Annotated in this window: 24 protein-coding genes and 1 pseudogene; 10 read left to right on the top strand and 15 right to left on the bottom strand. The window is 70.6% G+C overall.

Features of this window, described 5'->3' with window-relative positions; translation table 11 throughout:
• Positions 1 to 258: 258 nt before the first annotated feature.
• Positions 259 to 552 carry a DUF3303 domain-containing protein gene (locus tag HF526_RS09680; RefSeq protein WP_169381024.1) on the top strand — a complete coding sequence of 98 codons (294 nt, stop codon included), beginning with the start codon at positions 259 to 261 and terminating at the stop codon, positions 550 to 552.
• 168 nt (positions 553 to 720) lie between these two features.
• Here the strand turns inward: HF526_RS09680 and cbbX are convergent, their stop codons facing one another.
• Genes cbbX through HF526_RS09665 form a run of 3 tightly spaced genes read right to left on the bottom strand, consistent with a single transcriptional unit; the run spans position 721 to position 3,648 of the window.
• Complete coding sequence (cbbX, locus tag HF526_RS09675; RefSeq protein ID WP_211177002.1) at positions 721 to 1,779, bottom strand: CbbX protein; 1,059 nt, start codon at positions 1,777 to 1,779, stop codon at positions 721 to 723.
• A gap of 1 nt (position 1,780) precedes the next feature.
• On the bottom strand, positions 1,781 to 2,206 hold the full coding sequence (locus tag HF526_RS09670) for a ribulose bisphosphate carboxylase small subunit (protein WP_169381023.1): 426 nt from the start codon (positions 2,204 to 2,206) through the stop codon (positions 1,781 to 1,783).
• 11 nt (positions 2,207 to 2,217) lie between these two features.
• Positions 2,218 to 3,648, bottom strand: a complete 1,431-nt coding sequence (locus HF526_RS09665; protein ID WP_169381022.1) for a form I ribulose bisphosphate carboxylase large subunit — start codon at positions 3,646 to 3,648, stop codon at positions 2,218 to 2,220.
• 173 nt (positions 3,649 to 3,821) lie between these two features.
• Between HF526_RS09665 and HF526_RS09660 the strand changes: the two genes are divergently transcribed.
• Positions 3,822 to 4,820 (top strand): class I fructose-bisphosphate aldolase, encoded by a 999-nt coding sequence (locus tag HF526_RS09660; RefSeq protein WP_169381021.1) that lies wholly within the window; start codon positions 3,822 to 3,824, stop codon positions 4,818 to 4,820.
• Positions 4,821 to 4,966: 146 nt separating this feature from the next.
• Positions 4,967 to 5,650: a ribulose-phosphate 3-epimerase gene (rpe, locus tag HF526_RS09655; protein ID WP_211177001.1), complete on the top strand. Its 684-nt coding sequence runs from the start codon at positions 4,967 to 4,969 to the stop codon at positions 5,648 to 5,650.
• Between the two features lie 117 nt (positions 5,651 to 5,767).
• Here the strand turns inward: rpe and HF526_RS09650 are convergent, their stop codons facing one another.
• Both HF526_RS09650 and HF526_RS09645 read right to left on the bottom strand, forming a co-directional pair.
• Positions 5,768 to 6,499, bottom strand: a complete 732-nt coding sequence (locus tag HF526_RS09650) for a restriction endonuclease (protein WP_169381020.1) — start codon at positions 6,497 to 6,499, stop codon at positions 5,768 to 5,770.
• A 601-nt stretch (positions 6,500 to 7,100) separates the two neighbouring features.
• Positions 7,101 to 7,787, bottom strand: a complete 687-nt coding sequence (locus tag HF526_RS09645) for a hypothetical protein (protein WP_169381019.1) — start codon at positions 7,785 to 7,787, stop codon at positions 7,101 to 7,103.
• Between the two features lie 400 nt (positions 7,788 to 8,187).
• Between HF526_RS09645 and HF526_RS09640 the strand changes: the two genes are divergently transcribed.
• The gene (locus tag HF526_RS09640; protein ID WP_338051385.1) at positions 8,188 to 9,402 is read left to right on the top strand and encodes an MGDG synthase family glycosyltransferase; all 1,215 of its coding nucleotides are present in this window, start codon (positions 8,188 to 8,190) and stop codon (positions 9,400 to 9,402) included.
• A gap of 286 nt (positions 9,403 to 9,688) precedes the next feature.
• Positions 9,689 to 9,934 carry a hypothetical protein gene (locus tag HF526_RS09635; RefSeq protein ID WP_169381018.1) on the top strand — a complete coding sequence of 82 codons (246 nt, stop codon included), beginning with the start codon at positions 9,689 to 9,691 and terminating at the stop codon, positions 9,932 to 9,934.
• A gap of 421 nt (positions 9,935 to 10,355) precedes the next feature.
• Here HF526_RS09635 and HF526_RS09630 read toward each other — a convergent pair whose 3' ends face one another.
• Positions 10,356 to 10,577: a hypothetical protein gene (locus HF526_RS09630; protein WP_169381017.1), complete on the bottom strand. Its 222-nt coding sequence runs from the start codon at positions 10,575 to 10,577 to the stop codon at positions 10,356 to 10,358.
• Between the two features lie 127 nt (positions 10,578 to 10,704).
• Between HF526_RS09630 and HF526_RS09625 the strand changes: the two genes are divergently transcribed.
• Together HF526_RS09625 and HF526_RS09620 are read left to right on the top strand one after the other, a co-directional pair.
• Positions 10,705 to 12,003: a geranylgeranyl reductase family protein gene (locus HF526_RS09625; protein ID WP_169381016.1), complete on the top strand. Its 1,299-nt coding sequence runs from the start codon at positions 10,705 to 10,707 to the stop codon at positions 12,001 to 12,003.
• A gap of 132 nt (positions 12,004 to 12,135) precedes the next feature.
• A pseudogene (locus tag HF526_RS09620) lies at positions 12,136 to 12,228 on the top strand (hypothetical protein); the annotation flags it as partial.
• A gap of 102 nt (positions 12,229 to 12,330) precedes the next feature.
• On the opposite strand, the gene ligD reads toward HF526_RS09620, so the two are convergent.
• From ligD to HF526_RS09600, 4 genes are all read right to left on the bottom strand, one after another.
• Positions 12,331 to 13,287: a non-homologous end-joining DNA ligase gene (gene ligD, locus HF526_RS09615; protein ID WP_338051384.1), complete on the bottom strand. Its 957-nt coding sequence runs from the start codon at positions 13,285 to 13,287 to the stop codon at positions 12,331 to 12,333.
• Positions 13,288 to 13,417: 130 nt separating this feature from the next.
• Positions 13,418 to 13,849 (bottom strand): pyridoxamine 5'-phosphate oxidase family protein, encoded by a 432-nt coding sequence (locus tag HF526_RS09610; RefSeq protein ID WP_169381014.1) that lies wholly within the window; start codon positions 13,847 to 13,849, stop codon positions 13,418 to 13,420.
• A 255-nt stretch (positions 13,850 to 14,104) separates the two neighbouring features.
• Positions 14,105 to 14,395, bottom strand: coding sequence for a hypothetical protein (locus tag HF526_RS09605; RefSeq protein ID WP_169381013.1), 291 nt, complete (start codon positions 14,393 to 14,395; stop codon positions 14,105 to 14,107).
• Between the two features lie 219 nt (positions 14,396 to 14,614).
• Positions 14,615 to 14,821, bottom strand: coding sequence for a hypothetical protein (locus HF526_RS09600; protein WP_169381012.1), 207 nt, complete (start codon positions 14,819 to 14,821; stop codon positions 14,615 to 14,617).
• Here HF526_RS09600 and HF526_RS09595 point away from each other — a divergent pair.
• Both HF526_RS09595 and HF526_RS09590 read left to right on the top strand, forming a co-directional pair.
• Positions 14,732 to 15,214, top strand: a complete 483-nt coding sequence (locus HF526_RS09595; protein ID WP_338051383.1) for an FAD-dependent oxidoreductase — start codon at positions 14,732 to 14,734, stop codon at positions 15,212 to 15,214. The genes HF526_RS09600 and HF526_RS09595 overlap by 90 nt on opposite strands.
• Before the next feature lie 156 nt (positions 15,215 to 15,370).
• Positions 15,371 to 16,405, top strand: a complete 1,035-nt coding sequence (locus tag HF526_RS09590; RefSeq protein ID WP_169381010.1) for a carbon-nitrogen hydrolase family protein — start codon at positions 15,371 to 15,373, stop codon at positions 16,403 to 16,405.
• An 84-nt stretch (positions 16,406 to 16,489) separates the two neighbouring features.
• On the opposite strand, the gene HF526_RS09585 is transcribed toward HF526_RS09590, so the two are convergent.
• Positions 16,490 to 19,354 (bottom strand): FAD-binding and (Fe-S)-binding domain-containing protein, encoded by a 2,865-nt coding sequence (locus HF526_RS09585; protein WP_338051382.1) that lies wholly within the window; start codon positions 19,352 to 19,354, stop codon positions 16,490 to 16,492.
• A 387-nt stretch (positions 19,355 to 19,741) separates the two neighbouring features.
• On the opposite strand from HF526_RS09585, the gene HF526_RS09580 reads away from it, so the two are divergent.
• On the top strand, positions 19,742 to 20,821 hold the full coding sequence (locus HF526_RS09580; RefSeq protein WP_211177000.1) for an LLM class flavin-dependent oxidoreductase: 1,080 nt from the start codon (positions 19,742 to 19,744) through the stop codon (positions 20,819 to 20,821).
• A gap of 21 nt (positions 20,822 to 20,842) precedes the next feature.
• On the opposite strand, the gene HF526_RS09575 is transcribed toward HF526_RS09580, so the two are convergent.
• The 4 genes from HF526_RS09575 to HF526_RS09560 all read right to left on the bottom strand — a co-directional run bounded on the left by HF526_RS09575 (position 20,843) and on the right by HF526_RS09560 (position 24,840).
• Positions 20,843 to 21,295 carry a Rieske (2Fe-2S) protein gene (locus HF526_RS09575; protein ID WP_239028498.1) on the bottom strand — a complete coding sequence of 151 codons (453 nt, stop codon included), beginning with the start codon at positions 21,293 to 21,295 and terminating at the stop codon, positions 20,843 to 20,845.
• A 55-nt stretch (positions 21,296 to 21,350) separates the two neighbouring features.
• Complete coding sequence (gene dinB, locus HF526_RS09570) at positions 21,351 to 22,658, bottom strand: DNA polymerase IV (RefSeq protein ID WP_169381008.1); 1,308 nt, start codon at positions 22,656 to 22,658, stop codon at positions 21,351 to 21,353.
• A gap of 144 nt (positions 22,659 to 22,802) precedes the next feature.
• Positions 22,803 to 24,056, bottom strand: coding sequence for a formamidase (gene fmdA / locus HF526_RS09565; RefSeq protein ID WP_169381007.1), 1,254 nt, complete (start codon positions 24,054 to 24,056; stop codon positions 22,803 to 22,805).
• A gap of 130 nt (positions 24,057 to 24,186) precedes the next feature.
• Positions 24,187 to 24,840, bottom strand: coding sequence for an AmiS/UreI family transporter (locus HF526_RS09560; protein ID WP_169381006.1), 654 nt, complete (start codon positions 24,838 to 24,840; stop codon positions 24,187 to 24,189).
• Positions 24,841 to 25,482: the final 642 nt, after the last annotated feature.

Genomic DNA, 25,482 nt, shown 5'->3' with positions numbered 1-25,482 from the left:
GTCGAGCTTTCGCGGGCGGCGCCCGGTCGACGATGTCACGAAAGGCGGTCGCGTTGCGGATCGGCGAGAGGCGCGTCCCGGCCGGCACCGAAAGTCGGTCGACGCGGTGAGGCCGATCAGCGGGGTCGGTGCTGGCTCGGTCGGTCGACGGCCCCGGCTCTCGCACGCTGATCCCCGTGGTAGTCAGCGCCTCGAGCCGGCTTGACCGGCCCCGGGGGAGCGGCGAATAATGGAATTGATCAAGCCGGAGGTGCAGACATGCTGTGGTACTGCAGATTCAAATGGCACACGCACACCACGGTCGACGCCTTGCGGCGCCGGATCCTCGAACAGGACAAAGCTGGCACAAACCATCCGGAGAGAATTCGAGGCTGGTACGACCTGGCCGGCGGTGGAGCGGGATTCATGCTCATAGATACGGACGAGCCGCGGGAGCTCACGGACATGCTCCAGCCCTATATGGATCTCCTCAGCTGGGACGTGCACGCGGTCGCCGAGCAGCCGTCCTATGAGGGGATAGTCGAATCGTTCCGCCGCAGTCTCGCAGAATGAGTTGACCGAGGCCGGCCTGATCGGGTCGTCTGCTCCCACGATCGATATCGGACGGGCCCTCGGCTTCCTCGACCACGGCGACCGTTCGTTGCGCGGCTGTCACCGCCCCACTCGGCTGCCGCCCCACTCGGCTGCCGAGCCGGTCGCGACGGCGACACCGGCGGCGGGTCATCGAGTCAGGGCTCCCGATGTGCTGTCGATGCCCGACTCCGCCAGCGGGTCCTCGGGCACCGACTCGAACACCCGGCTGGCCAGCAGGTCGGGCGGCTCGATCGTGGTGAGCGCGGCCAGGTCGACCCGCGGATCGGGCTGTTCGAGGAGTCGGCGGGCCTGCCGCAGACGCGCGCGTTCCACCGCGTTGCGCACGCTGCGCGCGTTGGCGAACCAGGGCTGCCCGATGCGCTTGTCGAGGTAGCGCCGCAGCACCTCGCGAGCTTCGGGGGAGAAGCGGTAGCCGAGCGTCTCGGTCATCAGCACGCTGATCTCTTCGAGCTCGTCGACGGTGTAGTCCGGGAACGTGATGTGGTGGGCGATCCGGCTCTGCATACCGGGGTTGGCGGCGAAGAACGTGTCCATCCGGTCGGCGTAGCCGGCCAGGACGACCACCAGGTCGTCGCGGTTGCTCTCCATGACCTGCAGCAGGATCTCGATGGCCTCGCCGCCGTAGTCGCGTTCGTTCTCGGCCTTGTAGAGGTAGTAGGCCTCGTCGATGAACAGCACGCCTCCCATCGCGCGCTTGATCACGTCTTTGGTCTTCGGTGCGGTGTGCCCCACGTACTGGCCGACCAGATCGTCGCGGGTGACGGTGACCAGATGCCCCTTGCGCAGATAGCCGAGCCGGTGCAGCAGGTCGGCCATCCGCAGCGCGACGGTGGTCTTCCCGGTACCGGGGTTGCCGGTGAAGCTCATGTGCAGCGTCGGCTGCGGCGTGGTGATGCCGAACCGCTGGCGGGTGCGGTCGACGAGCAGCAGTGCCGCGATCTCGGCGATCCGCGTCTTGACCGGGGTCAGCCCGACGAGCTCGCGGTCCAGCGTGGCGAGCACGTCGTCGATCCCCGCCTCGCGCCGGACCGCGGCCAGGTCGACCACGGTCCCGGCGGGGAGCGGAGCGTGAGCCGGGCCGTCCGGGGGTGGCTCCCGATCGGTCTGCGGGTCGGCCGCGGCGCCGGGGCGCATACCGAACGCCCGGCGCCCAGCGGCATGCCCGGACTGCGATCCGTCCGTCATCTCAGTCCTTGCTGTAGCGGTCCCCGGTGGGACGCTCGGTGGCGTAGGAATGCGTGGTGTAGCGGATCCGGCGGTCCGAGGCCTCCTGGCGGTCGAGGCGGAATCCCGGTTCGTCGGCGGGCCGCTGCACGATGAACGACAGGGCTGTGGTCTGCCGGCCGAGTCGTGCGTCGTAGGCGTTGAGCTTGATGTAGGCGTTCGGGTGGGCGCTGCGGCAGGCGTTGACCTCCAGCAGGACCCCGGCGGCGTCCTTCAGGTCGAACATGGGCAGACCCCACATCTCCCAGTAGGTGTTGCGGGGGTGCGGGTCGTCGGTGAACTCCACCGACAGCGGCCAGTCGTTCTCCAGTGCGTAGTTGATCTGTGCGGTGATCTCGTCGTCGGTGAAGTCGGGGAGATAGGAGAAGGTGCCCTGGGTGATGCGCATCGTCGGCCTCCTCAGACGCTCGTCGGCGTCGCGACGACGTCGGGGGTGTCGGTGGACTCGTAGTTGAAGGTGATATCGCCCCAGGTGGCCAGCGCGGTGTCGAGCGCGCGGTTGCGCTGCGCGGCCTTCTTGAGGATCTCCTCGCCTTCGGCGAGGTAGTCGACGCCCTCGTTGCGCGCCTTGATCATGGCTTCGAGCGCGACGCGGTTGGCCTCCGCGCCCGCGGCGATGCCCATCGGGTGACCGATGGTGCCGCCACCGAACTGCAGGACGACGTCCTCGCCGAGGTAGTGCAGCAACTGGTGCATCTGGCCGGCATGGATGCCACCCGAGGCCACCGGCATGACGCCCGGCATCGACGCCCAGTCCTGGTCGAAGTACAAGCCCTTCACCGGGTCGGCCTCGACGTGGTCGAGGCGCAGCGTGTCGTAGAAGCCCCGGACGGTGTTCGGGTCACCCTCGAGTTTGCCGACGACCGTGCCGGCGTGGAGGTGGTCGACCCCGGCGAGGCGCATCCACTTCGCGATCACGCGGAAGCTGACGCCGTGGGTCTTCTGCCGGGTGTAGGTGCCGTGCCCGGCGCGGTGCAGGTGCAGGATGATGCCGTTGCGCCGCGCCCACTCGCCCATCGACTGGATCGCGGTGTAACCGATCGTCAGGTCGATCATGACGATGACGCTGCCGAGCTCGCGGGCGAACTCCGCGCGCTCGTACATCTGTTCCATCGTCCCGGCCGTCACGTTGAGGTAGTGACCCTTGATCTCCCCGGTCGCCGCCTGGGCGCGGTTGACGGCCTCCATGCAGAACAGGAAGCGGTCGCGCCAGCGCATGAACGGCTGGCTGTTGACGTTCTCGTCGTCCTTGGTGAAGTCGAGACCGCCGCGCAGGGCCTCGTAGACGACGCGCCCGTAGTTGCGGGCCGACAGTCCGAGCTTCGGCTTGGTGGTGGCCCCGAGGAGCGGGCGGCCGAACTTGTTGAGGTACTCGCGTTCCATGACGACGCCGTGCGGGGGGCCCTGGAACGTCTTGACGTAGGAGACCGGGATCCGGATGTCCTCCAGGCGCAGCGCCTTGAGGGGCTTGAACCCGAAGACGTTGCCGATGATCGAGCTGGTCAGGTTGGCGATCGAGCCCTCTTCGAACAGGTCGAGCTCGTAGGCGATGTAGGCGATGTACTGCCCCGGCGTGCCCGGGACCGGCTCGACCCGGTAGCACTTCGCTTGGAAGTGGTCGTAGGCGGTCAGCCGGTCGGTCCAGACCACCGTCCAGGTGGCGGTGCTCGACTCGCCGGCCACCGCGGCCCCGGCCTCCTCCGGGGGGACCCCCTCCTGTGGGGTGATCCTGAAGGCGCACAACACGTCGGTGTCCTTCGGGACATAGTCCGGCTGCCAGTACCCCATCTCGGCGTAGGGGATGACTCCAGCGCTCCAGCGATCGGTCATGCGGCCATCGTGACCAGGAAAAATGAAGATGTCTATCAAGAGTTATGCGCGGACACTTCGGTAATCACTTAACTATTTTGCCCTGGCCCCCCGGGCGACCCTCCATCCGGGTGAGGTGGCGAGCGGCCGAGCGCTCCTAGCGTCGGGCCGGCCGAACGGGAGGGAGATCGACGATGAGTACCTGCAGGCAGGTCGCGGCGCGCATGGTGGCGCCGGGCAAGGGCGTCCTCGCCGCCGACGAGAGCATCGGCACCATGTCCGCGCGGCTGACCACAGCCGGCGTGGAGCCGACCCCGGAGAACAGGCGGGCCTACCGGGAGATGCTTGCGGCCACCCCGGGCCTCGCCGACGGCGTTTCCGGGATCATCTTCTGCGACGAGACGCTGCACCAGCGGTTCGCCGACGGCCGGCCCTTCGCGGATGCGGTGCGGGCGCTGGGCATCCTTCCCGGGATCAAGGTCGACGCCGGGGCCAAGGCCTGTCCGGGGCTCCCGGGCGAGAAGATCACCGAAGGGCTGGACGGGTTGGTCGAGCGGCTGGCCGGCTACGCCGAGCTGGGTGCGGCGTTCGCCAAGTGGCGTGCCGTCATCACGATCACCGACGAGCTGCCGACCGCGGCCGGTATCCGGGCGAACGCCCACGCGCTGGCCCGGTACGCCGCAGCGTGCCAGGAGGCGGGCATCGTCCCGATCGTCGAGCCCGAGGTGCTGATGGACGGCACCCACTCCCTGCGCCGCTGCGCAGAGGTCACCGCCCGGGTGCACGCCGCCGTCGTGGCCGAGCTGGCGGCGTTGTCGGTCGACCCCGCCGGGATCGTGCTCAAGCCGAACATGGTGATCGAGGGTGCCGACCACCCCGAGCGGTCGGCGCCCGAGCAGGTCGCCGAGGCGACCGTGGACGTGCTGAGTGCGCTGCCCACCGATCTGGCGGGCGTCGCGTTTCTGTCCGGCGGGCAGCCGCCGGAGCGGGCGACTGCGAATCTGGCGGCGATGCAGGTCCATCGCACGCCGTGGCCGGTGACGTTCTCGTTCGGCCGTGCTCTGGTCGACCCGGCGTTGGCCGCATGGGCCGGCGACCCGGCCCGCGTCGCCGACGGACAGGCTGCGCTGGCCGAGCGGGTCGCCGCGAATGCTGCGGCGGTGCGGCGCCGGGCAGAGCTGCAGCCGGCCTGAGCACGACGACCGGTGGCCCACACCCGCCGACATCGGGATCGGTCCATCCCCGCACAGGTTCATCCACCCCCGTCTTTTCCCCGCAACGGGGGGACGATCCCTGGCGGATGCGACCTAGTGTCACAGCCTCGACACGAGGAGATGCGATGCCCGTTTCCCCGCAGCCGATGCTCGTCGCGTCGGTGCTGCCCGCGAACTTCGCGGACCTCGGAGGCCAGCTGCAGGAACTCGAGAAGGCGGGCGTCGACCGCGTCCAGTGGGACGTGATGGACGGCCGCTTCGTCCCGAACCTGACCTTCGGCCCGGACGTCATCGCTGCGACCCGTGGCCTGGTGGGTCTGGGTTTCGAGGCTCACCTGATGGTCGAGGACCCGGACCCGATGTTGCCCCGATGGGTCGACGCCGGATGCGAGATCGTCATCGTGCACGCCGAGGCGACCACGCACCTGCACCGCACCCTGGGCCGGATCAACGAGCTCGGCGTCCGCGCCGGGGTCGCGCTGAACCCGGCCACCCCGCTGGCGGCCGTCGAGTATGTGCTGGATCTGCTGGACCTGCTGCTGGTGATGACGGTCAACCCCGGTTTCGGTGGGCAGCGCTACCTGGCCGGCATGGAGCCCAAGATCGCCGCCGCCCGGGCCGAGATCGACCGGCGCGGACTCGACATCGAGCTCGAGGTCGACGGCGGGATCGGTACCGGCACGATCGGTGCCGCCGCCAGAGCAGGCGCGACCGTGTTCTGTGCCGGCTCGGCGCTGTTCAACGGCCCCGGCACGATGGCCGATCGGGTGACCGCGCTGCGCGCTGTCGCCACCGCGGAGGCGGCATGAGCACTGCTTCCTCGCCGCCGACGCCGTGCCAGGGGCGAACAGCGGTCACCCCGGGCCATCCGGGCTCGCGCACGACGCCCGACGACCTGCCGGCCGGCGCCCGTGGCAGAAGCAGACCTAGAACTGACTGACGGGGAAGTGGCACGCGCCCGTCTCGTTCGCGTACCGCTTCTTGCGGCGCAGGACGTCCTCGAGTCGAATCTGCCCGCTGAGGACGGCCATGAGGTCAGGGCCGTCCATGGTCATGAACGTCGTCCCCTGGCTGTACTGGCCGATCGCATCGGGGCTGAATCCCTTCACGCTCACGATCAATCCGAGGGCATTCCTGCCCTTGCGTTCGACTTTCTTGTCGAAGGCGTCGGCCTCGGCGCGTGAGACCTTCTTCTTTTGCCACTCGGCCTCGACGACGTAATCGTCGGTATCGAATGTGAACGCCCCGTCGATCTGCTCGTATTCGAGCGAGTACGACAGGCGCGGCTCCACGTCGAACAGGTCGAACAGACGATGCAAGAAGGGTTCGAACCGGTGCCCCCGCTCGTGGGCCCGGTCGTCGGGGATGCCGTACAGATGGAAGAATTCGGCCTGAAGCTCGGTCAGCTCGTCCGAGAAGCGGTGCTGCACCTCGGCCTGCTGAGCGCAGGCGGCGTGCTCGACGTCGAGGCGCTCCCGCTCGCCGATGAGCGATTCATACGGAGCGGTGTGTTCTCTGAGCAGAGCGACCGCGGAGCGAGCCTTGCTGGCGAGTCGCTCGCCATACTCGTGGTCCTCCAACTCCGGAAACGACGTCGTGTTCGCTACCTCCATCATCAGGCGTAGCGTCACGTCCGGGTAGGTGTCCTCGTCTTTCATGAGGCGGTCGACGATCTCGTCGGTTACCTCACGCTTCGGGGCGGAGAAATCGATGCCGGCGAGAATGGTGGTGTTGTTTCGTCGGCACCTTCCGAAGTCAGACCTTTACTTGACGATTCGGATCCACAGTCGTCCTACCGTGGGATCGTGATCGGCGATGTGTGGCGCTCCATCTGTGCTTCGAGATCCACGCCGCGGGTTCTGCACTCGTTGTCGCTCATCCGGCTGTCCGGGTGATGTCCGCGGTCGACCCGGAGGTGACCAGGGCGGCGCTCCTCCTTGCTTTCAGCGGCGGCACGGTGCTGTGGCCGCGCACATCGAGGCCATACGCACACAGTACTGGATCAACCCCTGAGAGTCACCGTACCGAGGAGATCAATTACACGAAGTGTCTGCGCGTGTTCACGGAGAGTGATACCTCTGCTTATCTGGTGAGCTCGCACGAGGAAGCGTCCGTGAAGCCGGCCGGTGCGAGTCACGTCTGCGGCGTCGGCAGACGCGTTCGATTCCTGCGTCGTCCGACAGTCCTGCAGGCTCCCGACAGAGGGTCTCCGGGCCGGTGCCCGGCTCTCGTGGGGGCAGGCCGACCTGGGTGGGGATCTCAGGGGACCGGCTGGAGAACGCCGTCGATCGTGAGTGTTCCCTGGTGGCGACTGAAAGGCGGCCCTCCTGTGAAGTCCCCGGTGCCCTGTAGGGCGATGTGGCCGGAACTGTCGACCGGCGAACCGCCCGGCGCCGATGTGGTGAGCGTGATCGACAGGGTCGCGTCTGCAAGCTGGAACGGGATGTGCTTGTTGAAGGCGAAGAGCAAGGTGAGGGGCAGTTCCATGTGCCCCTCCGAGTAGGTGCCTCGGCCGCCGCCTTGAAGTGTGACGGTAAGCGAGACATCGCCGATTATCGGCACCTTGGTCGGCGGTGTGTTGATGGGCGTGAATCTCGTGATACTCACCGCGCTTCGCGGTTCGTCGAATCGCATGCCCACCGTCAATGGGCTGGAGTACGGGCCGGGGGCCTGGTTGGATGTCGTCGTCAGCGTCACGGTTCCGGTCAAGGTGGAATCCAGAGGCTGTGGGCCGGGATTGCTGCTGTACTGCGCGATACAGTCATTCAGTTCGGCTGTCGCGGCAGTAATCTCCTGCCTGATGTTCCTGAGTTTTTGCGTGATGACGCTCTGTTCGGCGGCGGTCGGCGGGGGTTGCGACCGCAACCTGATATTCAGCTGTTGCTCGTCGATTCTTAAGGCGTCGATCCTGTCTGCTATGGCCTGGCAGGCGCTTGGAATGGTCACGTGGCGCTCTCCGTCGATGTGGGACGTTCCTGTCCGGCCTGTCCGACCACGAATAGCATGCCCGGCGATGACAGTCGTCGTCTGCTCAGCGTAATTCGCTCCGGCGTTGCGAAGCGTCCGGCGGGCCCTGCGGCCCGCCGGGAGCGGAGCGGCTGGCGACGCCGGGCCGGCGCGTAGCGCACCACCGCCGGCGGTCCGGAACGGCCCCCGCCCGGCACGTCACTTGGTGACACTCCGTGACCGGCCGAGGAGAACACCTCGCTCGAACCGCCGGGCGCGTCCGGCGGCACCGGACCGTCGCGTGATGCACAGCCGACGCACAGCTCAAGTTTGCCTGTGGCTTTTCTCCGGTGGCGTAGGAAGTGATCGCCAACAACGCCCACCCAGGAGCCGCCCCCGCATGATGCCGCCGAAGCCACCCATGCTGCTGCCGAGGCGGGCCAGGGGCCGCCTGATCCGCTGGAGGCGCCGCGGGTCCGATGCTCCTGACGGCTCCCGTCGCGTTCTCATCCTCACCGCCGGTGTCGGCGCCGGGCACGACGGCGCTGCCTACGAGCTGGCCCGGCGTCTCCGCCGTTGCGGTGTGGAGGTGGACGTCCGTGACTATCTTGATGCACTCCCGGCCGTCGGGCGTCGCATCGTCCGTGACTGCTACATGCCTGCGGTGCAGCACACCCCGCGGTTCTTCGACTGGCTCTTCGTGAGCCTCGAGCACCGGCGCTGGGTGCAGCTCACCGTGCTGCGGTTCTGTCGGCTCTCCGAGGGCGTGGTGCGGCGGTGGGCGTCCGGGGCGGACGTGGTGGTGTCCACCTATCCGTTGGCGAGCCAGACGCTGGGCCGGTTGCGCGCCGCGGGACTGCTCACCGTCCCGGCCGTCACGTTCCTGACCGATCCTGCGGCGCATCGCATGTGGTGCCATCCCGATGTCGACATGCATCTGACGGTGACCTCGGCGACCGTGACCGATGGCAGCCGGTACGGCGTCGCGCTGCGCGCGGCCGGGGCGCTGGCCGAACCGCGGTTCTCCCGGAGCGTCCTTCCTGCCGACCGGGCCCGGATCCGCGCGGAGCTGGGCGTCGAGGGCGACGAGCCGGTGGTCCTGATCAGCGCCGGATCGCTGGGACTGGGCCTCGTCCCGGACGCGGTCGACGCGATTCTGCGGCATCCGCGGGTGCGGGTCGTGGTGCTGTGCGGACGCAACGAGTCGCTGCGCCGCCGCCTGGCCACGCAGGACCGGGTGAGCGCCCTGGGGTGGCGCGACGACGTCCCCGACCTCATGGCCGCTGCGGACGCCCTGGTTCACAACGCCGGTGGTCTGTCGTTCACCGAGGCCCTGGTCGCGGGCCTTCCCAGCATCAGCTACCTGGCCATTCCCGGGCATGGCCGGGCGAACGCGAGCGTCCTCGCCGCGGCTGCGCTCGCTCCCTGGCCGAGCACGCCGGACGAGCTCGCCGCCGCCATCGACGAGGTGGTCGCCCGGCCGCGTGCTGCTCCGACCCCGATGGTCCGCCCAGGACAGCCCGACGCCGCGGCCATGATCCTTGAGTTGATCGGGCCGGCCGACGCGGGTGATTCCTCGCCGGCCGAGCTCACCGACGCCAGACGGGTCGGCTGAGCGGCCGGCGGACCAGGTGGGTGCGCGGCCAGCAGGTAGCCCGGCGCGCCGCCTCGGCGCGGCCGGTCGGCTGGGTGATGGCCGAGATCCTCTACTGCGAGCTCCTGGCCGTGGAACCCGACCTGGACGAGGCCTCCCACGTCGGCTTCAACGTCGGGGACCTGCACGTCGGGCTGGATCCCCCCTGGCCACAGCCAGGGGGTGACGGGCCCTGCCGGCTACCGGCACGTCGACGACATCACGAGAACCCTGCAGGCGCTCCTCGACGCCGGTGCGAAAGGACTACATGAGCGCGTCCCGGTACGACGTGACGCCGATCGGATGGGTCGACTCTCCGCTCGTCGACCGCGACACCGCACCGAAACAGGGCGACGGAGGAGCCCCGGACGCCTGGCCTGTCCTCAACGGACCGCACCGGATGCAGATACTCTCCGTTGCCGGTGACAGGGTCCGGGTGCGCGACCTCGAAGCGCACGACGGAATACCCATCGTGGATGTCGAGCCCGTGCTCGAGCCCACGGGTCGGCGGTGACCTGAACCCGGTCCTGGACCGTTGCCACGTCGGTACCGGTCGCGGTCACCTCAGCAGGCGCTGCACGAGGACCGCGGCGCTCAGCCGACGACCGGCCTGCGCGCGCTACGTAGCGAGCGGATCACGTGGAGGACGAGCTTCTCGATCAGCGCAGCCGTGGCCGTGACCAGTACCGACGTGAAGAATCCGGCCATGACTGGGCCCCTTTCATGGGTTCTCGGCCACCCTGACTCCCGGCGGTGAGCGGAGTGCGTTGGGCACATGGACGATCGGTGACGGCAAGGTGACGAACTGGAGCAGGCCGCCCGAGCGGCCCCACCTGAGCCCCGGCGAAGCGCCGGCCTGGTCTCCGCGACTCCGTGTCGGCGGTGAGCGACCGTATCCGCAACGGCGTTCGCCACCCGGAGGGGCAGGCTGACCCCTACCCGCTCCGTTCGCGGGCCAGTTCCACGTTCCGCGTGTGGGAGGTCTCGAGGTTGCCCAGGACGAACCCGCCGCCGTGCACGCTGTGGACCCCGGCCCGGGCGGCGACCCGGCCGGGTCGATGGAGCCGCAGCGTGATGTCGGGGGCGCCCTCGGGGCCGGACACGCGTACGTCCTCCACCTGGACGCCGGTCGTGCCCGGCGCCGGCACGGCAACCATCGGTTCGGTCATCTGCGCGCGGGCGCCCGGCAGATCGTCCAGGCGGATCTGCGGCAGCGACCTGCGGTGGCAGCGGCGACAGCCAGGTGACCGGGCCGCCGCTGGGTGCACTTGGGACACTGATGACATGGCACCCGAGACCGTCCCCGCTGTCATCCCCGGCTCGACCGACGTCCTTGTCGTGGGCGCCGGACCGGCCGGGTCGGCGGCGGCGGCGTGGGCGGCCCGCAGCGGGCTCGACGTCCTGCTTGCCGACGCGGCCACCTTCCCCCGCGACAAGGCCTGCGGCGACGGCCTCACCCCCCGCGCGATCGCCGAGCTCAACCGGCTCGGGCTCGGCGGCTGGGTGCGGTCGCAGGGAACGAACCGGGGCCTGCGGGCGGCCGGCTTCGGGCAAGAGCTGCAGCTGCCGTGGCCCGGGGGGTCGCTGCCCGCCAACGGCGGTGCCGTTCCCCGCCTGGAGCTCGACGCGCGCATCCGCGAGGTGGCGCTGGAGTCCGGCGCCGTGCCGCTCGAGGGCGCCCGCGCCGTCGACGTCGTGCGGGACGGCGAGCGGGTGGCCGGTGTGGTGTTCCGGCTCGCCGACGACACGACCACCACGGTCGGGTGCTCGCGCCTGGTCGTCGCGGACGGCGCCCGCTCCACGCTCGGCCGGGTGCTCGGCCGCGAGTGGCACCGGGACACCGCATTCGGCGTCGCGGCCCGGGGGTACATCCGCTCCGGCCGCAGCGACGACCAGTGGATCTCCTCGCACCTGGAGCTGCGCGGTACCGAGGACGAGGTGCTCGCCGGCTACGGCTGGGTGTTCCCGCTGAACAACGGCGAGGTCAACATCGGCGTGGGCACCCTCGCCACCGACAAGCGACCGGCCGGTGTCCGGCTGCGCGGGCTGATCGAGCACTACGCCAACGCCCGCCGCGACGACTGGCAGCTCGACGGCCCGGTCCGCGCCCACGCGTCGGCGCTGCTGCCGATGGGCGGCGCCGTGTCCGGTGTCGCCGGCGCCAACTGGGCGCTCATCGGCGACGCCGCTGGGTGCGTGAACCCGCTCAACGGCGAGGGCATCGACTACGGGCTGGAGACCGGCCGCATCGTCGCCGAGCTGATCGCGCAGGAACGGGACCTGTCCGTCGCCTGGCCTGCCACCCTGCGCACTCACTACGGCCAGGCGTTCTCGATCGCGCGCCGGCTCGCCGGGCTGCTGACCCTGCCGCGCCTACTCCCTCTGGCCGGGCCGGTCGGCATGCGCTCGCGCGCGCTCATGACCGTGGCGCTGCGGGTCATGGGCAACCTCGTCACCGACACCGACCGGGACCTCACCGCCCGTGCCTGGCGGGCAGCCGGGAAGCTGTCCCTGCGCCTCGACGACCGGCCGCCGTTCCCCGCGGCCGACCTGCGGGCCCCGGCCCTCTCCGTGGCGAGCTGACCCCGGCCCCGGTCGGCCGGGACCGAGGTCGGCTCAGGCATCAGGCCGGCCCGACCGGCCCCGCGTGGACGACGATGTCGGTGCCCCCGGCTGTGCGACAGCCGGTGAGCAGCGCCAGGCTCGACGCCGGTTCCCGGCGGCGTGGGCCCGATGACGATCGCGATGTTGCTGCGCAACACCCTGATCGCCGGCCAGCGAGCGGCCACGTCGCAACCGGCGGTCTGAGCGAGGTCGCGCCGACCGGGGAGACGACGGTGCCGGCCCGGCGGTGCCGGGCCGGCAGTCGCGGTGCGCATCCCGGGACTGCTGTCGGCGGCTGCGCGACGGCTACTTCCGGCGGGCGCGGGCGCGCCGTTTCCCTTCGTGCATCGCCTGCACCCGGGGGATCGGGATCGTGTAGCCCTCCTCGATCAGGTCCGCGGGCAGCAGTTGCGGTTCGGGCATCTGTTCGTGCCACGGGTCGGCGTCGGCCAGTAGCGCCGCGGCGGTGTGGATGGTGAAGTCGGCGGGCGTCACGCGGTCGAGGTCGTCCCATGTCACCGGGAACGACACGGGTACACCGGGGCGGGTCCGCGGGCTGTAGGCGGCCACGACGGTTGCGCCGCCGGAGCGGGTGGGGTCCAGGAACACCTTGCCGTTCCGGTCCTCCCGGAGAAACGCGGTCGTCGCGATGTCGGGGTCGATCCGCTCGGCGCGCGCGGCGAGGGCCCTGGTCGCCGCGGCTGCGTCCTCGATGCCCGTCCGGTCGTCGAGGGGCACGAACACGTGCAGGCCCTTCGCTCCGCTGGTTTTGACCGCGCCGGCCAGCCCGGCGTCGGCGAGTGCTTGTCGCACGAGTCGGGCCGCACGAACGACGTGCGGAAAGGCGTCGCCGGCGGGCGGGTCGAGGTCGAGCACCATGTGCGTGGGGTGGGTGCTCCTGTCGCGGACCAGTGCGGGGTGGTATTCGACGGCGCGCTGGTTGGCCAACCACAGCAGGGTGCGCCGGTCGTTGCACAGCGGGTAGCTGACCTCGCGCCGGGACGACTCTGCCCACATGGTGGTCCGCGGTACCCAGTCCGGGGCGTAGCTCGGCAGGTTCTTCTGCATGAACGGCTGCTGGCCGGGGCGCACGCGGATCAGCGACAGCGGCCGGTCCCGAAGCTCGGGAAGGATGCGGTCGCGGACCGCGTCCAGATAGTCCACGAGGTCCCGTTTGGTCGCGTCTGCGCCGTCGAACAGGGGCTGGTCGAGGTTGGTCAGCTCGACCCCGGCGCGGGACTCCGCGGCGCGCTCCGGGCTCACCGGCGCAGTTCGAGCGTGATCGGGAACATTCGTCCTCCCGGGTCGCACGACGATCGTCGGGCTCCTCATACCACCTCAGCGGTGTGGCGGCCAGACCATGGCGACTTCCGGACAGGGCCGGGCGCGGAGCTCAGCCGGATTTCGCGTCTCTCGGGCTCAGCCGGCGTCCGGTGAGACGCAGCAGCGGGACGGCGATGGTGTGCGCGATGTGTCCGGGAGCCCAGGGAGCCGGCAGGCGCTCGGCGAGTTCGGCCAGCCGATCGGCGTCGGTCACCTCATATGCCTCGCCGACGCCCAGGACGCTCCACCCGGTGTGGGTGGACGGGTCGATCTCGTCGACCTGGAAGGCGACGACGGCACGCCGGGTGGCGGCGGCGAGCTTGCTCCCCCCGGCGCTACGAAAGATGACCTCCTCGCCGTCGACGATGTAGTTGACGGGTTCGGCCGCCGGCATCGCTGCGTCGGTGAACACCACTCGCCCGACCACACCGCGGGTCAGGAGGTGCCGGCATTCGCCGCGATCGAGTTCCACGAGCTCGACGACCTCGGCGGTCTCTGTCATGGCTTCCCCTCGTCCGGTTCGTCCTGCTGATGCCCATGATCTACCGAGGACTGAGCGCCGTGAGTAGGGGCGATGGTCCCGACCTGATCACTTTCGTCCACAATGGATGCCGTGTCGCAGCGGCGCCGTCCAGTCTGGGTCCGGCCGCACTCGATGAGCAGCCGACCGGTACATCCGTGCCGAGGGGTACCCGCGTGGCGCGACGCCTGGACAACGACGGCCGACAGCGTGGGGGCGGTCGGGCCGGCTGCTCGGTCAGGTGTCGGTCCGCAGAGGTGAGGCCTGCGCGGTGTTGAACGCCAGGATCTCCGCGGCGTGGGTCAGGGTGCGGTGCACAGAGGCGACATGGTCTCGTGCGTGCCCGATGTGAGCGGTCACCGTCGGCCAGGCGGCCAACCGGCGGTTCGCCCGTTCGCTCAGCTGATCCAGCAGCGTCGTCAAGAACACCAGATCAGCCAGGTCGGTGAGGACCTCGGCGGCTTCGGGCGCGGGCCTGTCAGCGCTGTCGAGTGCCTGGATGAGTCGGTCGCGCATCGTCTCGGTCATCGGTTCGCCTCCCCAACACCTCGAGAATCGGCCCCCGGCCGTCGTAGCCACAGGGCCGAAGGGCCCAAGGTCCGTCGACCTTTCGTCTCGTGATCGCTGAGCCCGCGATGATTCCGCCGATCACCGTCCTCTGTGCTCGTGCTGCTCGGCGGAACCGATCCAGCCCGAGCGTGGCGGGTGCCGCGCGATCGACCACTGTGGTCGCGTGGTCGTCGGGTATCAGGAACACACCTGGCACGCGCGGCGCCGCGGTCGTTCACGGCGACCACTGTGCCCCCGCGCCGGGTCGCCGTGGCGGATCACGCGCACATGCACGCGTAGCACCGGGCGTCCCGCGTGCGCGAGCACCGCGGCCACCTCGTCCCGCGCGTACGGCGCGAGGTCACCGGCGATCCCGGCCCGCAGCTGGACGACGGGTTCGGTCACGGGCGGCACCACCTACGGCGGCTACGTCGAGCCCGGCCGTGCCGCACCCCGGAACCGCCCGGCCGATCTGGGCTGGCTCGCCGACGACGTGGTGGCCAACAGCGTCCTCGGTACGCCGGAGACCACCGCGGTGATGCACCCGCCGCGTTCACCACGGCCCTGATGGATGCGGCGCAGGCGCGCGGAGCCGAGCTACGCCACGGCCGGGTCACCGGCGTGGCGCGCCGGGCGACCGGCTCGGCCGCCGGGGGAGGGGAGGTCGACGGCGAACTGGTCCGGGCCGACGCCGTCGTGATCGCGCTGGGGCCCTGGTCCCTGTTGGCGGCCGAGTGGCTCCCGCCACCCCCGCTCGACCCGTCGGAGCTACGGATGGAGCCGAGATCGGCGTCGTGACCAGGCATCGGCGACGGCGTGTTGTGCGGTGATCATGGTGATCAGCCTGCAGCCTTGACCGGCCGCAAGAACGTGCTTACCTTCGCCGCACTCCACGCGGAGCGGGGCCGGGAGGTTGATCGAGCGGCGCCGATTCGCCGATTCGGAGGAGACGTGATGTCGCAGATCGATCTGCCACGGGTCCGGGTGGCGGCCGTGCAGGCGGCCCCCGTGTTCCTCGACCGGGCCGCGACCCTGGACAAGATGGATACCCTCGTCGCGGAGGCGGCCGGCCAGGGGGCCGAGCTCATCGTGTTCGGCGAGACCTTCGTGGCGGGGTTCCCCATCTGGAACGGGGTGCTCGCACCCGTTGACCAGCACGACCTGCACGAGCGGCTGATGGACGAGTCGATCGTCGTGCCCGGCCCGGACACCGACCGGATCGGCCGGCTGGCCGCCCGGTTCGGCGTCGTGGTCTCGGTGGGTGTGAACGAGCGGAACCCGGCGAGCCTGGGCCAGCTGTGGAACGCGAACGTGATCTTCGACCGGACGGGGCGGCTGGTGAACCACCGCCGCAAGCTGGTCGCCACCTGGTACGAGCGCCTGACCTGGTCACACGGGGATGCCCACGACCTCGCCCCGGTTCCACTCGACGGCTGGCACCTCGGAGCGCTGATCTGCGGGGAGAACACCAACACCCTCGCCCGGTTCACCCTGCTCGCGCAGGGCGAGCGGTTGCACATCGCCACCTACCCGCCCTCGTGGCCGTTCGACGCGCGCGCGGCAGGAACCGAGTACGACCTCGAGGACAGCATCCGGCTGCGCAGCGCCGCGCACGCTTTCGAGGGCAAGGTCTTCAGCGTGGTCGCGGCGACGGCGCTCGGGGATGACGCCGTCTCGGCCGTGGCCGAAGGCGACGCCCGCGTCGAGAAGTTGCTGACCTCCCACCCGACCGCCTCGATGATCGTCGGCCCGCATGGGCAGGCGATCGCGGGGCCCCTGCTGGGTGCCGAGGGCATCCTCTACGCGGACCTGGATCTGCGCGAGCAGATCGTCGCCAAGCAGGCGCACGACATCGTCGGGACCTACAACAGGGCTGACATCTTCCAACTCAGCGTGGACACCCGCCGGCACACCCCGCTTGTCACGCACACGGGATCGGCGGCCGGAGACGGCGTCGCCGGGCCGGCCGTGCGACGCCTCCGCCGATGAGCGGGGCACATCACGACACCCGATGACCGACCACCCGGGCCGTGAGGCACGTCCGCCGGACACGGGAGCCGTACCGAGGCGGACTCAGCGGCGGTCCGACCCGGCCGGTGCGGGCCACGTCGCGCGGGGGAGGGGCTCCCCGGGGGTGGTCGCGGCGTCGAGCAGCTCGAGCACGTGGTGATAGGGCCGGCCGACGGCGCGGGTCATGCCGATCTCGCAGGTGCGGTTGCACGAGGCGAGGGCGGCCGGGGCCGCGGCCCGGACCTCGGCGGCCTCCGCGGCGGTCGCCGAGGCGGTGAGCTCCGGGTGCAGCAGCCCGCGGTCGCCGGCGAACCCGCAGCAGCCCCAGGCCATCGGGACGATGACGGTGTCGGCGACGGCCTCGGCGATCCCGCGCAGGTCGGCGTCGAGGCCGAGCTGGACCGAGGAACACGTCGGGTGCAGCGCGAGCGACGGCCAGCGGCGGTGCACCTGCAGGCGCGGCAGCACCTCGCGGCGGACGAAGGTGACGGCGTCGAGGACCTCGATGCCGTCCGCGGCGAGCGCCGTGCGCAACCCCTCGGTGCACGAGGAGGCGTCACAGACCACGGGGATGTCACGCCCGCGCTGCACGGACGTGACCGAGCGGCGCACCAGCTCGTGCATGCGTTCCTTGCCGGCGGTGAGCCCCTTGGACGACCACGGGGTCCCGCAGCACAGGCCGTCGGCGTCCGGTGGCACGGCGAGTTCCACCGCGGCCCGGGCGCACAGCGAGCGGAACGCGGCGGTGCTGCCCGTGCCGTCGGACTCGGGGCCGAACATGGCCCCGGTGCAGGTGGGCAGGAAGACGGCCGCCGGCCCGGCCGGGTCGGCGGCTCGTCCGGCGCGCCGGCGCCCGCCGCGGGGCAGACCGGGCCGGTACTCCGGCACGGCCTCGGTGCCCAGCAGCCGGCGCCCGAGTCGTGTTGCCGCGGCGGCCGGGGCCGGGACGGCGCCGGCGGTGCTCAGGCCGAGCGACGCGGCCCGGGTGAGGCCGGACCAGTGCCCGGCGGCCAGGGCCCCGGCGCGCCGGACGAGCGGCCCGCGGTCCTCGGCGCGCAGCCGTCGGACCAGGCTCCCGGTGTCGATCATCACCGGGCAGGCGGTCTGGCACATCCCGTCCGCCGCGCAGGTCTCGACGCCGGCGTAGCGGTAGTCGGCCTGCAGCGCGGCGAGGGTCTCGTGGTCGCCCTCGTCCCGGGCGGCCGCCATCCCGCGGCGGACGACGATGCGTTGCCGCGGTGTCAGGGTGAGGTCCCGGCTGGGGCAGACCGGTTCGCAGAACCCGCACTCCACGCAGCGGTCCACCTCGGGATCGGTCTGCGGGACGCTCTTCAGGTCGTGCAGGTAGGCCTCCGGGTCGTCGCTGAGCACGACGCCGGGATTGAGCACCCCGTGCGGGTCGAACAGGCCCTTGAGCTCGCGCATCACGTCGAACAGCTCGTCGCCGTACTGGCGGCGGACGTGGCCGGCCATCACCCGCCCGGTGCCGTGCTCGGCCTTGAGCGAGCCCTCCTCGCCGAGGACCAGGTCCACCATCTCCTCGGTGAACCGGGCGTACCGGGACTTCGACGGATCGTCGGGCTGCTCGAAGCCCTCGTCGAGCATGAAGTGGATGTTGCCGTCCTTGGCGTGGCCGAAGATGACGGCGCCGGCGTAGCCGTACTCGGCGAACAGGCGGGTGAGCTCGGTGCAGGTGTGCGACAGCCGCGGCACCGGGACGACGACGTCCTCGAGCAGGGCGGTCGTGCCGCGCGGCCGGGCACCGGCGACCGCGGCGTAGAGGCCCTTGCGGATGTGCCAGAGATCGGCCCGGGCGCGCGCATCGTCGCTGAGTACCGCCTCGCCGGCGAGCCCGGGCAGCCCGTCGAGCAGGGGCGCGGCGCGCTCGGTGCGCGCCGCGAGCTCATCGGGTGCCATCTCCTGGTACTCGACGAGCAGCGCGGCGTGCTTCTCGACGGCCAGGCTGCGCAGCGCCGGGCCCGCGACCCGGTCCGTGGCGGCCACCCGCAGCGATGCCGCGTCGAGCAGTTCGAGGGTCGCGGCGCCACTGGCCACCAGCGCCGGGAGCGCATCGGTGGCCGCGGCGAGGGAGTCGAACACGACCAGCCCGGTGGCCGCATGCGGCTTCACCGGAATCGTGTCGAACACGGCCTCGGCGACGAAGGCCAGCGTCCCTTCGCTGCCGACGACCACGTGCGCGAGCAGGTCGGCGGGCCGGTCGAAGTCGAGGAACGCGTTGAGCCCGTAGCCCATGGTGTTCTTCATCGAGAACTGCGCCCGGATGCGCCGGACGGACTCGGGTCTCGACCGCACCCGGTCGCGCAGGCGCAGCAGCCCGGCGTACAGCACGGGCTCGCGGGCCGCCAGGGCCTCGTCGGCGTCGGCGGCGCCGGTGTCGACGACGGTCCCGCTGGGCAGCACCGCGACCATGTCGGCCAGCGTTCGGTAGGTGTTCGCCTCGGTCCCGCAGGCCATCCCGCTGGAGTTGTTCGCGATGACACCGCCGAGGGTGCAGGCGCTCTCGCTCGCCGGATCGGGCCCGAGCTTGCGCCCGTACGGGGCCAGCCGGACGTTCACCGAGCGCACCGTGGCGCCGGGCTGCACCCAGACCTGACGGCCCTCGTCGCGGACCTGCACGCCGCGGAAGTCGGACCGGGTGTCCACCAGCACCCCGGACGTCACGGCCTGGCCCGACAGGCTGGTGCCCCCGGAACGGAAGGTCAGCGGAGTCCCGCGGGCCGCGCAGGCCCGCATCAGCTCGCCGACGTGGGCGGCGTCGCGCGCCGTCACGACGGCCGAGGGCGTCAACAGGTAGTGCGAGGCGTCGTGGGCCAGCGCGACGCGGTCGATCAGCCGGGTCCGCACCCGGGTGGCGTCACCGGCGCACGGCAGCGCGGCCGTCCCGGAATCCGGGTGCGTGGAGAGCACGGGCGTCCCCCTTCCGGACGGTGATCGGTGACGCTCGACGGTACCCGGCATCTGCTGAAATCGGTGACCAGCGGTCGCCTGCCAGGCGCCGTCCGGCCACGCTCCTCGATCGCCTGACGCCGCTCGAACATCGACATCTTCTCGATCACCTTCATCAGCAGGGCCGTCTCGGCACCTGAAGCGACGTCGAGGTCGGTGGTGGCGGACTCGGTTGCTCCGCCTCACGAGACTGCGGCACCGCGGCCACGCCGGCCGGCGGTGGACATCGGCCCCGGTCCACTTGCTCCGGCGGGTAGGTGAGAATTCAATCGTCGGCTCTCAGGGTCCCTGTGCCGACCCGGCCCGGTGTCCCGGCCGGTCGCGTCGCATGAAGCGGGAGCCGTCGAGATGCGCCAACCGTCGATGGAGATCGGCCTGTACGGCTTCGGGGAGGCGCTGCCCGATCCCGCCACGGGTGTCGCCACCAGCTCGCACCGGCGGATGGCCGAGATCCTGGAGGAGGTGGAGCTGGCCGAGCAGGTCGGCCTCGACGTGTTCGGGGTCGGCGAGCACCACCGCCCGGAGATGTTCGTGGCCAACCCGGCCGTCGTCCTCGCCGCTGCGGCGGCCCGTACCCGCCGGATCCGGCTGACGAGTGCGGTGAGTGTGCTGGGTTCGGCCGACCCCGTCCGGCTCTTCCAGGACTTCGCCCTGCTCGACGTGCTCTCGAACGGCCGGGCGGAGGTGATGGCCGGGCGCGGCGCGTTCGTCGAGTCCTTCCCGCTGTTCGGGCGGGAGGTGCAGGACTCCGATGCGCTGTTCGTGGAGAACATCGAGTTGCTCCTGCGGTTGCGGGAGGACCCGCCCGTGACCTGGTCGGGCCGGTTCCGGCCGGCGCTGGACGCCGTCGCCGTGCATCCGCGCCCCGTGCAGCCCCGGCTTCCGGTCTGGATCGGCGTCGGCGGCACACCGAGCTCCGCACTTCGCGCGGGGCATCTCGGGCTCCCCATGGCGCTGGCGCTGATCGGCGGCCGGCCCGAACACGGTCTCGCCCCGCTGACCGCGCACCGCGAGGGCGCCCGGCAGGCCGGCTTCGGCCCGCTTCCGGTCGGCATCAACACCCACGGCTTGGTGGCGCCCACCTCGCAGGCCGCGGCCGACGAGTTCTTCCCGCACTACGCCGGCTACCTCAACACCTACTTCGGAGAGCGCGGCATGCCGCCGCTGACCCGGGAACGGTTCGACGGCTCCATCGCCGACCACGGTGTGCTCGTCGTCGGTAGCCCTGCGCAGGTCGTCGAGACGATCCTGCGCCACCACGAGCTCTTCGGGCACGACCGCTACCTGATGCAGACCAGTATCGGTTCGGTGCCACACCGCCTCGTCATGCGCAGCATCGAGTTGTTCGGCACCGAGGTCGTCCCGGCGGTGCGGGCCGAGCTTCGGCGGCCCGGTCGTGAGGTCGAGCGGACGCCGTCCGCGCACTGACTGCCGACGATGCCGGGCACGTCAGCCGAGGATGATCGACTCCCCGCGCACCGTGATCGTCACCGGGTTCAACGGGCGGCGCGCAGGGCCGTGCGCCACCGAGCCGTCCGCGATGGTGAACCGGCTGCCGTGGCACGGGCAGTTGATCGTGCCTGCGGCGACGGAGTTCAGCAGACAGCCTTCGTGCGTGCATCTGGCGGAGTAAGCGTTGAACTGCCCGGAGGTCGGCTGGGTGACCACCACCGACCACTCGGGGAAGATCGTGGCGCCGCCGACGGCTATGTCGCTGGTCTTGGCCAGTTCGTGGGTGCCGGCCGCCCCGCCGCTCGAGTGGCTCCCGCCGCCGGAGGACGGACTCGAACCGGAACAGCTCTCGACGCCCCCGCCCAGGGTGACGACCGTGGCGAGGGCACCCGCACCGGCGACCGCCACTCGTCGGGAGATCAGCATCCCCGCCTTCTCATGAGAGCGCATGCGTCGGTCCTCCAGGAACGTGTTCCGGTGAGGCCCCCGACGGCCGGTCACGGACTCAGGGCGCGCCGGGGCCCCGCCCCCGAGGATCCTCGGTGGCCCTCCGGTCGTCACGAGACACTTCCGGGGAGTGGTTGATGCCTGAGTGGCCCGGCCGTTCCGACGTTACAAGATCACTCTGCAGGGGCGCGGTGAAGCCTTGACCCCGGCCGAGGAGCGTGGCGCGGGTGACGGCCTCGGTGCCGAACCGGTCGCGCAGCGAGTCCAGCGTGTGGTCCAGCGCGGGTCCGCTCTGCTCGTCGAACGGCAGTGCGAGTTGGACGGCGCGGTCGTTCTGCAGGTTGGTCAGCGACACCCCCAACAGGGTCAGGCCCCGGGCCGAGATCGTGGGCATGGCCGCGGTGAGCAGTCCGCGTGCCGTGGCGAGGACCGTCTCGGTGTGTGCGGTGGCTTCCGCGAGGGTGTGCGACCGGGTTGCCCGGGTGAAGTCGGCGAACCGCACCCGGAGGACCACGGTGCGGCAGACGCGGTGGGCCGCTCGTAGCCGGCGGCCCAACCGGTCGATGGTGCCGGCGAGGATCGCGTCGAGTTCTGCCGCGGTCCGCGGCCGGTGGCCGAGTGCCTGTTGTGACCCGATCGAGCGGCGACGCCGGTGCGTGTCGATCGGGCGGGGGTCACGGTTGTGCGCCAGCGCATGCAGGTGCCGTCCGGTCGCTCGGCCGAGGAACGACACCAGTGCTGCCTCACCGAGTTCGGCCGCCTCACCGACGGTGCGCACGCCGAGGGCGTGCAGCTTGCTCGCGGTGACGGTGCCGACTCCCCACAACCGCTCGACCGGCAGCGGGTGCAGGAACGCGAGTTCCCGATCGGGTGGGACGAGCAGCAGGCCGTCCGGCTTGGCCACGCCGCTGGCGACCTTGGCCAGGAACTTCGTCCGGGCGATCCCGACGGTGATGGGCAGCCCGACCTGCTCGAGCACGTCGCGGCGCAGTCGCACCGCGATGTCCAGCGGCGGGCCGGAGATCCGCCACAGCCCGCCGACGTCAAGGAATGCCTCGTCGATCGAGATGCCTTCGACCAGGGGCGTGGTCTGCTCGAACACGGTGAAGACGGCCCTGCTCGCAGCGGCGTAGGCGGCCATCCGCGGCTCGACGACCACCACACCCGGGCAGAGTCGGCGTGCCTGCCGGCCGTTCATCGCCGTCCGCACGCCGCAGGCCTTGGCTTCGTAGCTGGCCGCGAGCACCACGCCGCCGCCGACGATCACCGGGCGGCCGCGCAGCCGGGGGTCGTCGCGCTGCTCCACCGACGCGTAGAACGCGTCGAGATCGGCATGCAGGATCGTCGCGTCGCTCCGCACGAGCATATGTTCGCATCGCCCTCGTCAACTGCGTCAGGCTTCTCGGTGGCACGTTCTTGCGGAGTCCGGGGTCGGTGGTGTGGCGGTCTGGTACCGCGTCCGGGCGCGCCGGCGGGGCTCGGTCGCCGCGCCGGCGGGCTCGGACGAAGGTCAGAAGCTGGCCTTGGGCACACCCTGGCCGGGGTCGATCTGGTGCGGTCCCTCCTTACCTGGCCGGACGTCGAAGTCGAAGATCGCGGTCGGGATGTAGACCGTCGAGCACGAGTTCGGAATGTCCACCACCCCGGAGAGCCGGCCCTCGATCGGCGCCGCACCAAGGATCATGTACGCCTGGATCGGGCTGTAGCCGAACGTGGTGAGGTAGTCGATCGCGTGCAGACAGGCCCGCTGATACGACAGGTGGGAGTCCAGGTAGTGCTGCTTGCCCTCGAGGGTGACCGAGGTGCCGGAGAACGCGAGCCACTGACTGTACTGCGGGTCGGTGTTACCCGGCATGAAGATCGCGTTCTCGGAGACGCCGTAGGTCTGCATCCCGCCCTTGATCAGGTCGACGTGCAGGTCGATGAACCCGCCCATCTCGATGGCACCGCAGAACGTGATCTCCCCATCGCCCTGGCTGAAGTGCAGATCGCCCATGGACAGCTTCGCGCCGTCGACGAAGACGGGGTAGAAGACGCGGGTGCCCCTGGTGAAGTTCTTGATGTCCTGGTTGCCACCGTTCTCCCGCGGCGGTGCCGTCCGGGCGGCCTCGGCGGCGACCCGGCGGAAATCGTCCCCGACCAGCGAGCCGAGGATGGCCGAGTCCGGTAGCGGGGGCAGGGCGAGTGGCGGCACCCGGTCCGGATCGGTGTCGATGAGCTCCTGTTCGCGGGCGTTCCACTTGGTGAGCAGCTCGGCCGAGGGCGCGGTGCCCATCAGACCCGGGTGCACGATGCCGGTGAAGGACACGCCGGGGACGTGCCGCGAGGTCGCTGTGCCGCCGCGGAAGTCCCAGATCACCTTGTAGGCGTCGGGGAACTGTTCGGTGAGGAACCCGCCGCCGTTCTGTGTGGCGAACACACCGGTGTAGCCCCAGCCCTGCCCGGCCAGCGGTCCGGAGTCCTCCTGCGGGACCGGTCCGACGTCGAGGATGTCGACGATGAGCAGGTCACCGGGTTGCGCTCCCTCGACGGCGATCGGCCCGCTGAGCACGTGCACGCCGGGCAGCGGCGCGTTGAGTACGTCCTCGGCGGAGTCGTCGTTGCGGATCGCCCCGTCGAACCACTCCCGACAATGCACCCGGAACACGTCCCCGGGCTTGACCTGCACCTGGGCCGGGATGTCCGGATGCCAGCGGTTGTGGCCGACGATCTTCTGGTCGGTGAACTTCTTCGTGTTGTCGAGCGGGAATACGACTTCCGGCATGGCCAGTCCTTCGGCTCGGTGTTCTCGACGTTCGCGACCGCAGGAATGCAGTCGTTCCAGGCGCACGGCGCCCCGACAGACCATGCGCGTTCGTGGGCCCAGCAGGCCCACGACGATCAGTGCGTCCCGATCAGCCGGGGCTGACGCCGCCGACCACGGCGGCCCCGCCCGCAGGCGGTGCCGACGGCGCTTCCCGGCCCGGGCGCAGGCGCAGGTACAGCGCGACGAACACGACCACCCCGAACACCGCCAGAATCAGCGCGGTGGGTGTGTCGGCCTGCCCCCACCGGCCCGTGAGCAGCAGGAACGCAGGGATGGCGGCGGTGACCCAGCCCTGGATGAGAGCGACGGCCCCCGTGTAGCGGGTCAGCTCCTCACGGCTGTGGCCGAGCAGGAGGAAGAACAGCAGCCAGAGGAAGGCCCAGTACAGCCAGATGACGCCGAAGGCGGTGTCGCCGAGCCGGAAGAAGTTCAGCCCCGCGTAGACCACCGCGCAGACGGCAACGAAGAGCGAGAAGTAGCCGAGGCCGGTGCCGTCGAGGCCGCCGAGCAGGTTGAACGCGACGTAGAGGTAGGTGAAACCGAACAGATACAACCCGGAGGCGCTGAGGACGACGTTCGCGTCGCCGTTCGCGGTGAAGATCAGATAGGTCGGCGTGATGACCTGCAGCAGGCCGACGAAGATGTTGAGCGGAGCCGCCGACCGGGACTCGACCCAGCCCAGGAGCATCGCTCCATTGAGGAACAGCACGGCTCCGACGTAGAGCAACCCGACACTGCCCATGGGTGCACACCTCTTCTGTGGACGGGCGGGATCCGCTCCGGTGCGCAGTCCGGTTCGGTCCAGTGTGGATGGGGAGGCCGCGAGCTCAGGGCCGTGGCAGCCGGCGCAGAGCCGGGTTCGGTGGAGCCATCGGCGTTCGGCGGTGGGCCGGCCGTGGGGGCGGCGCGGATACGACCGCCGGCTCGCAGCCGGTCGCCTCGCTGCGGTCGATCGCAGCCATCAGCGGACGCGAGGCGAAGCCGAGCATCGGCGCAGTGAAGGCTCGGGGCAGGTCGGCGGCGCAGGCCGGGCAGACCACCGTCGCCGGCGCGGTTCCGATGGGGTGGCCCACTTCGATGATTCCGTCTCGGGTGCAACGGTATTGATACGTCGCCATCCAGGACTCCTTAGGCGCCGGGTGGAACGATCTGAGAAATGCCCCGACGGGGCCATCTTGACCAGACTCGCCGAGAGCGTCAATAGTCCATTCGGCATCTGTGTGGGGTCCGTCAGACTGGTTTGATCAAGGTCTTAGCTGTTCAGTGCCGCATAGGTGCGCGGCGCAGCGCCCGAGCCGCGATCTCGAAGACAATGTGGAAGCGGGGCCGAAGGACATCTTCAACCCTTCGAAAAAGATCATCGGAACGAAATTCGGCATGGACA

The organism is Pseudonocardia acidicola, assembly GCF_012911935.1.
Lineage (GTDB): Bacteria > Actinomycetota > Actinomycetes > Mycobacteriales > Pseudonocardiaceae > Pseudonocardia > Pseudonocardia acidicola.
This window is presented reverse-complemented; position numbering and strand designations above follow the sequence as displayed.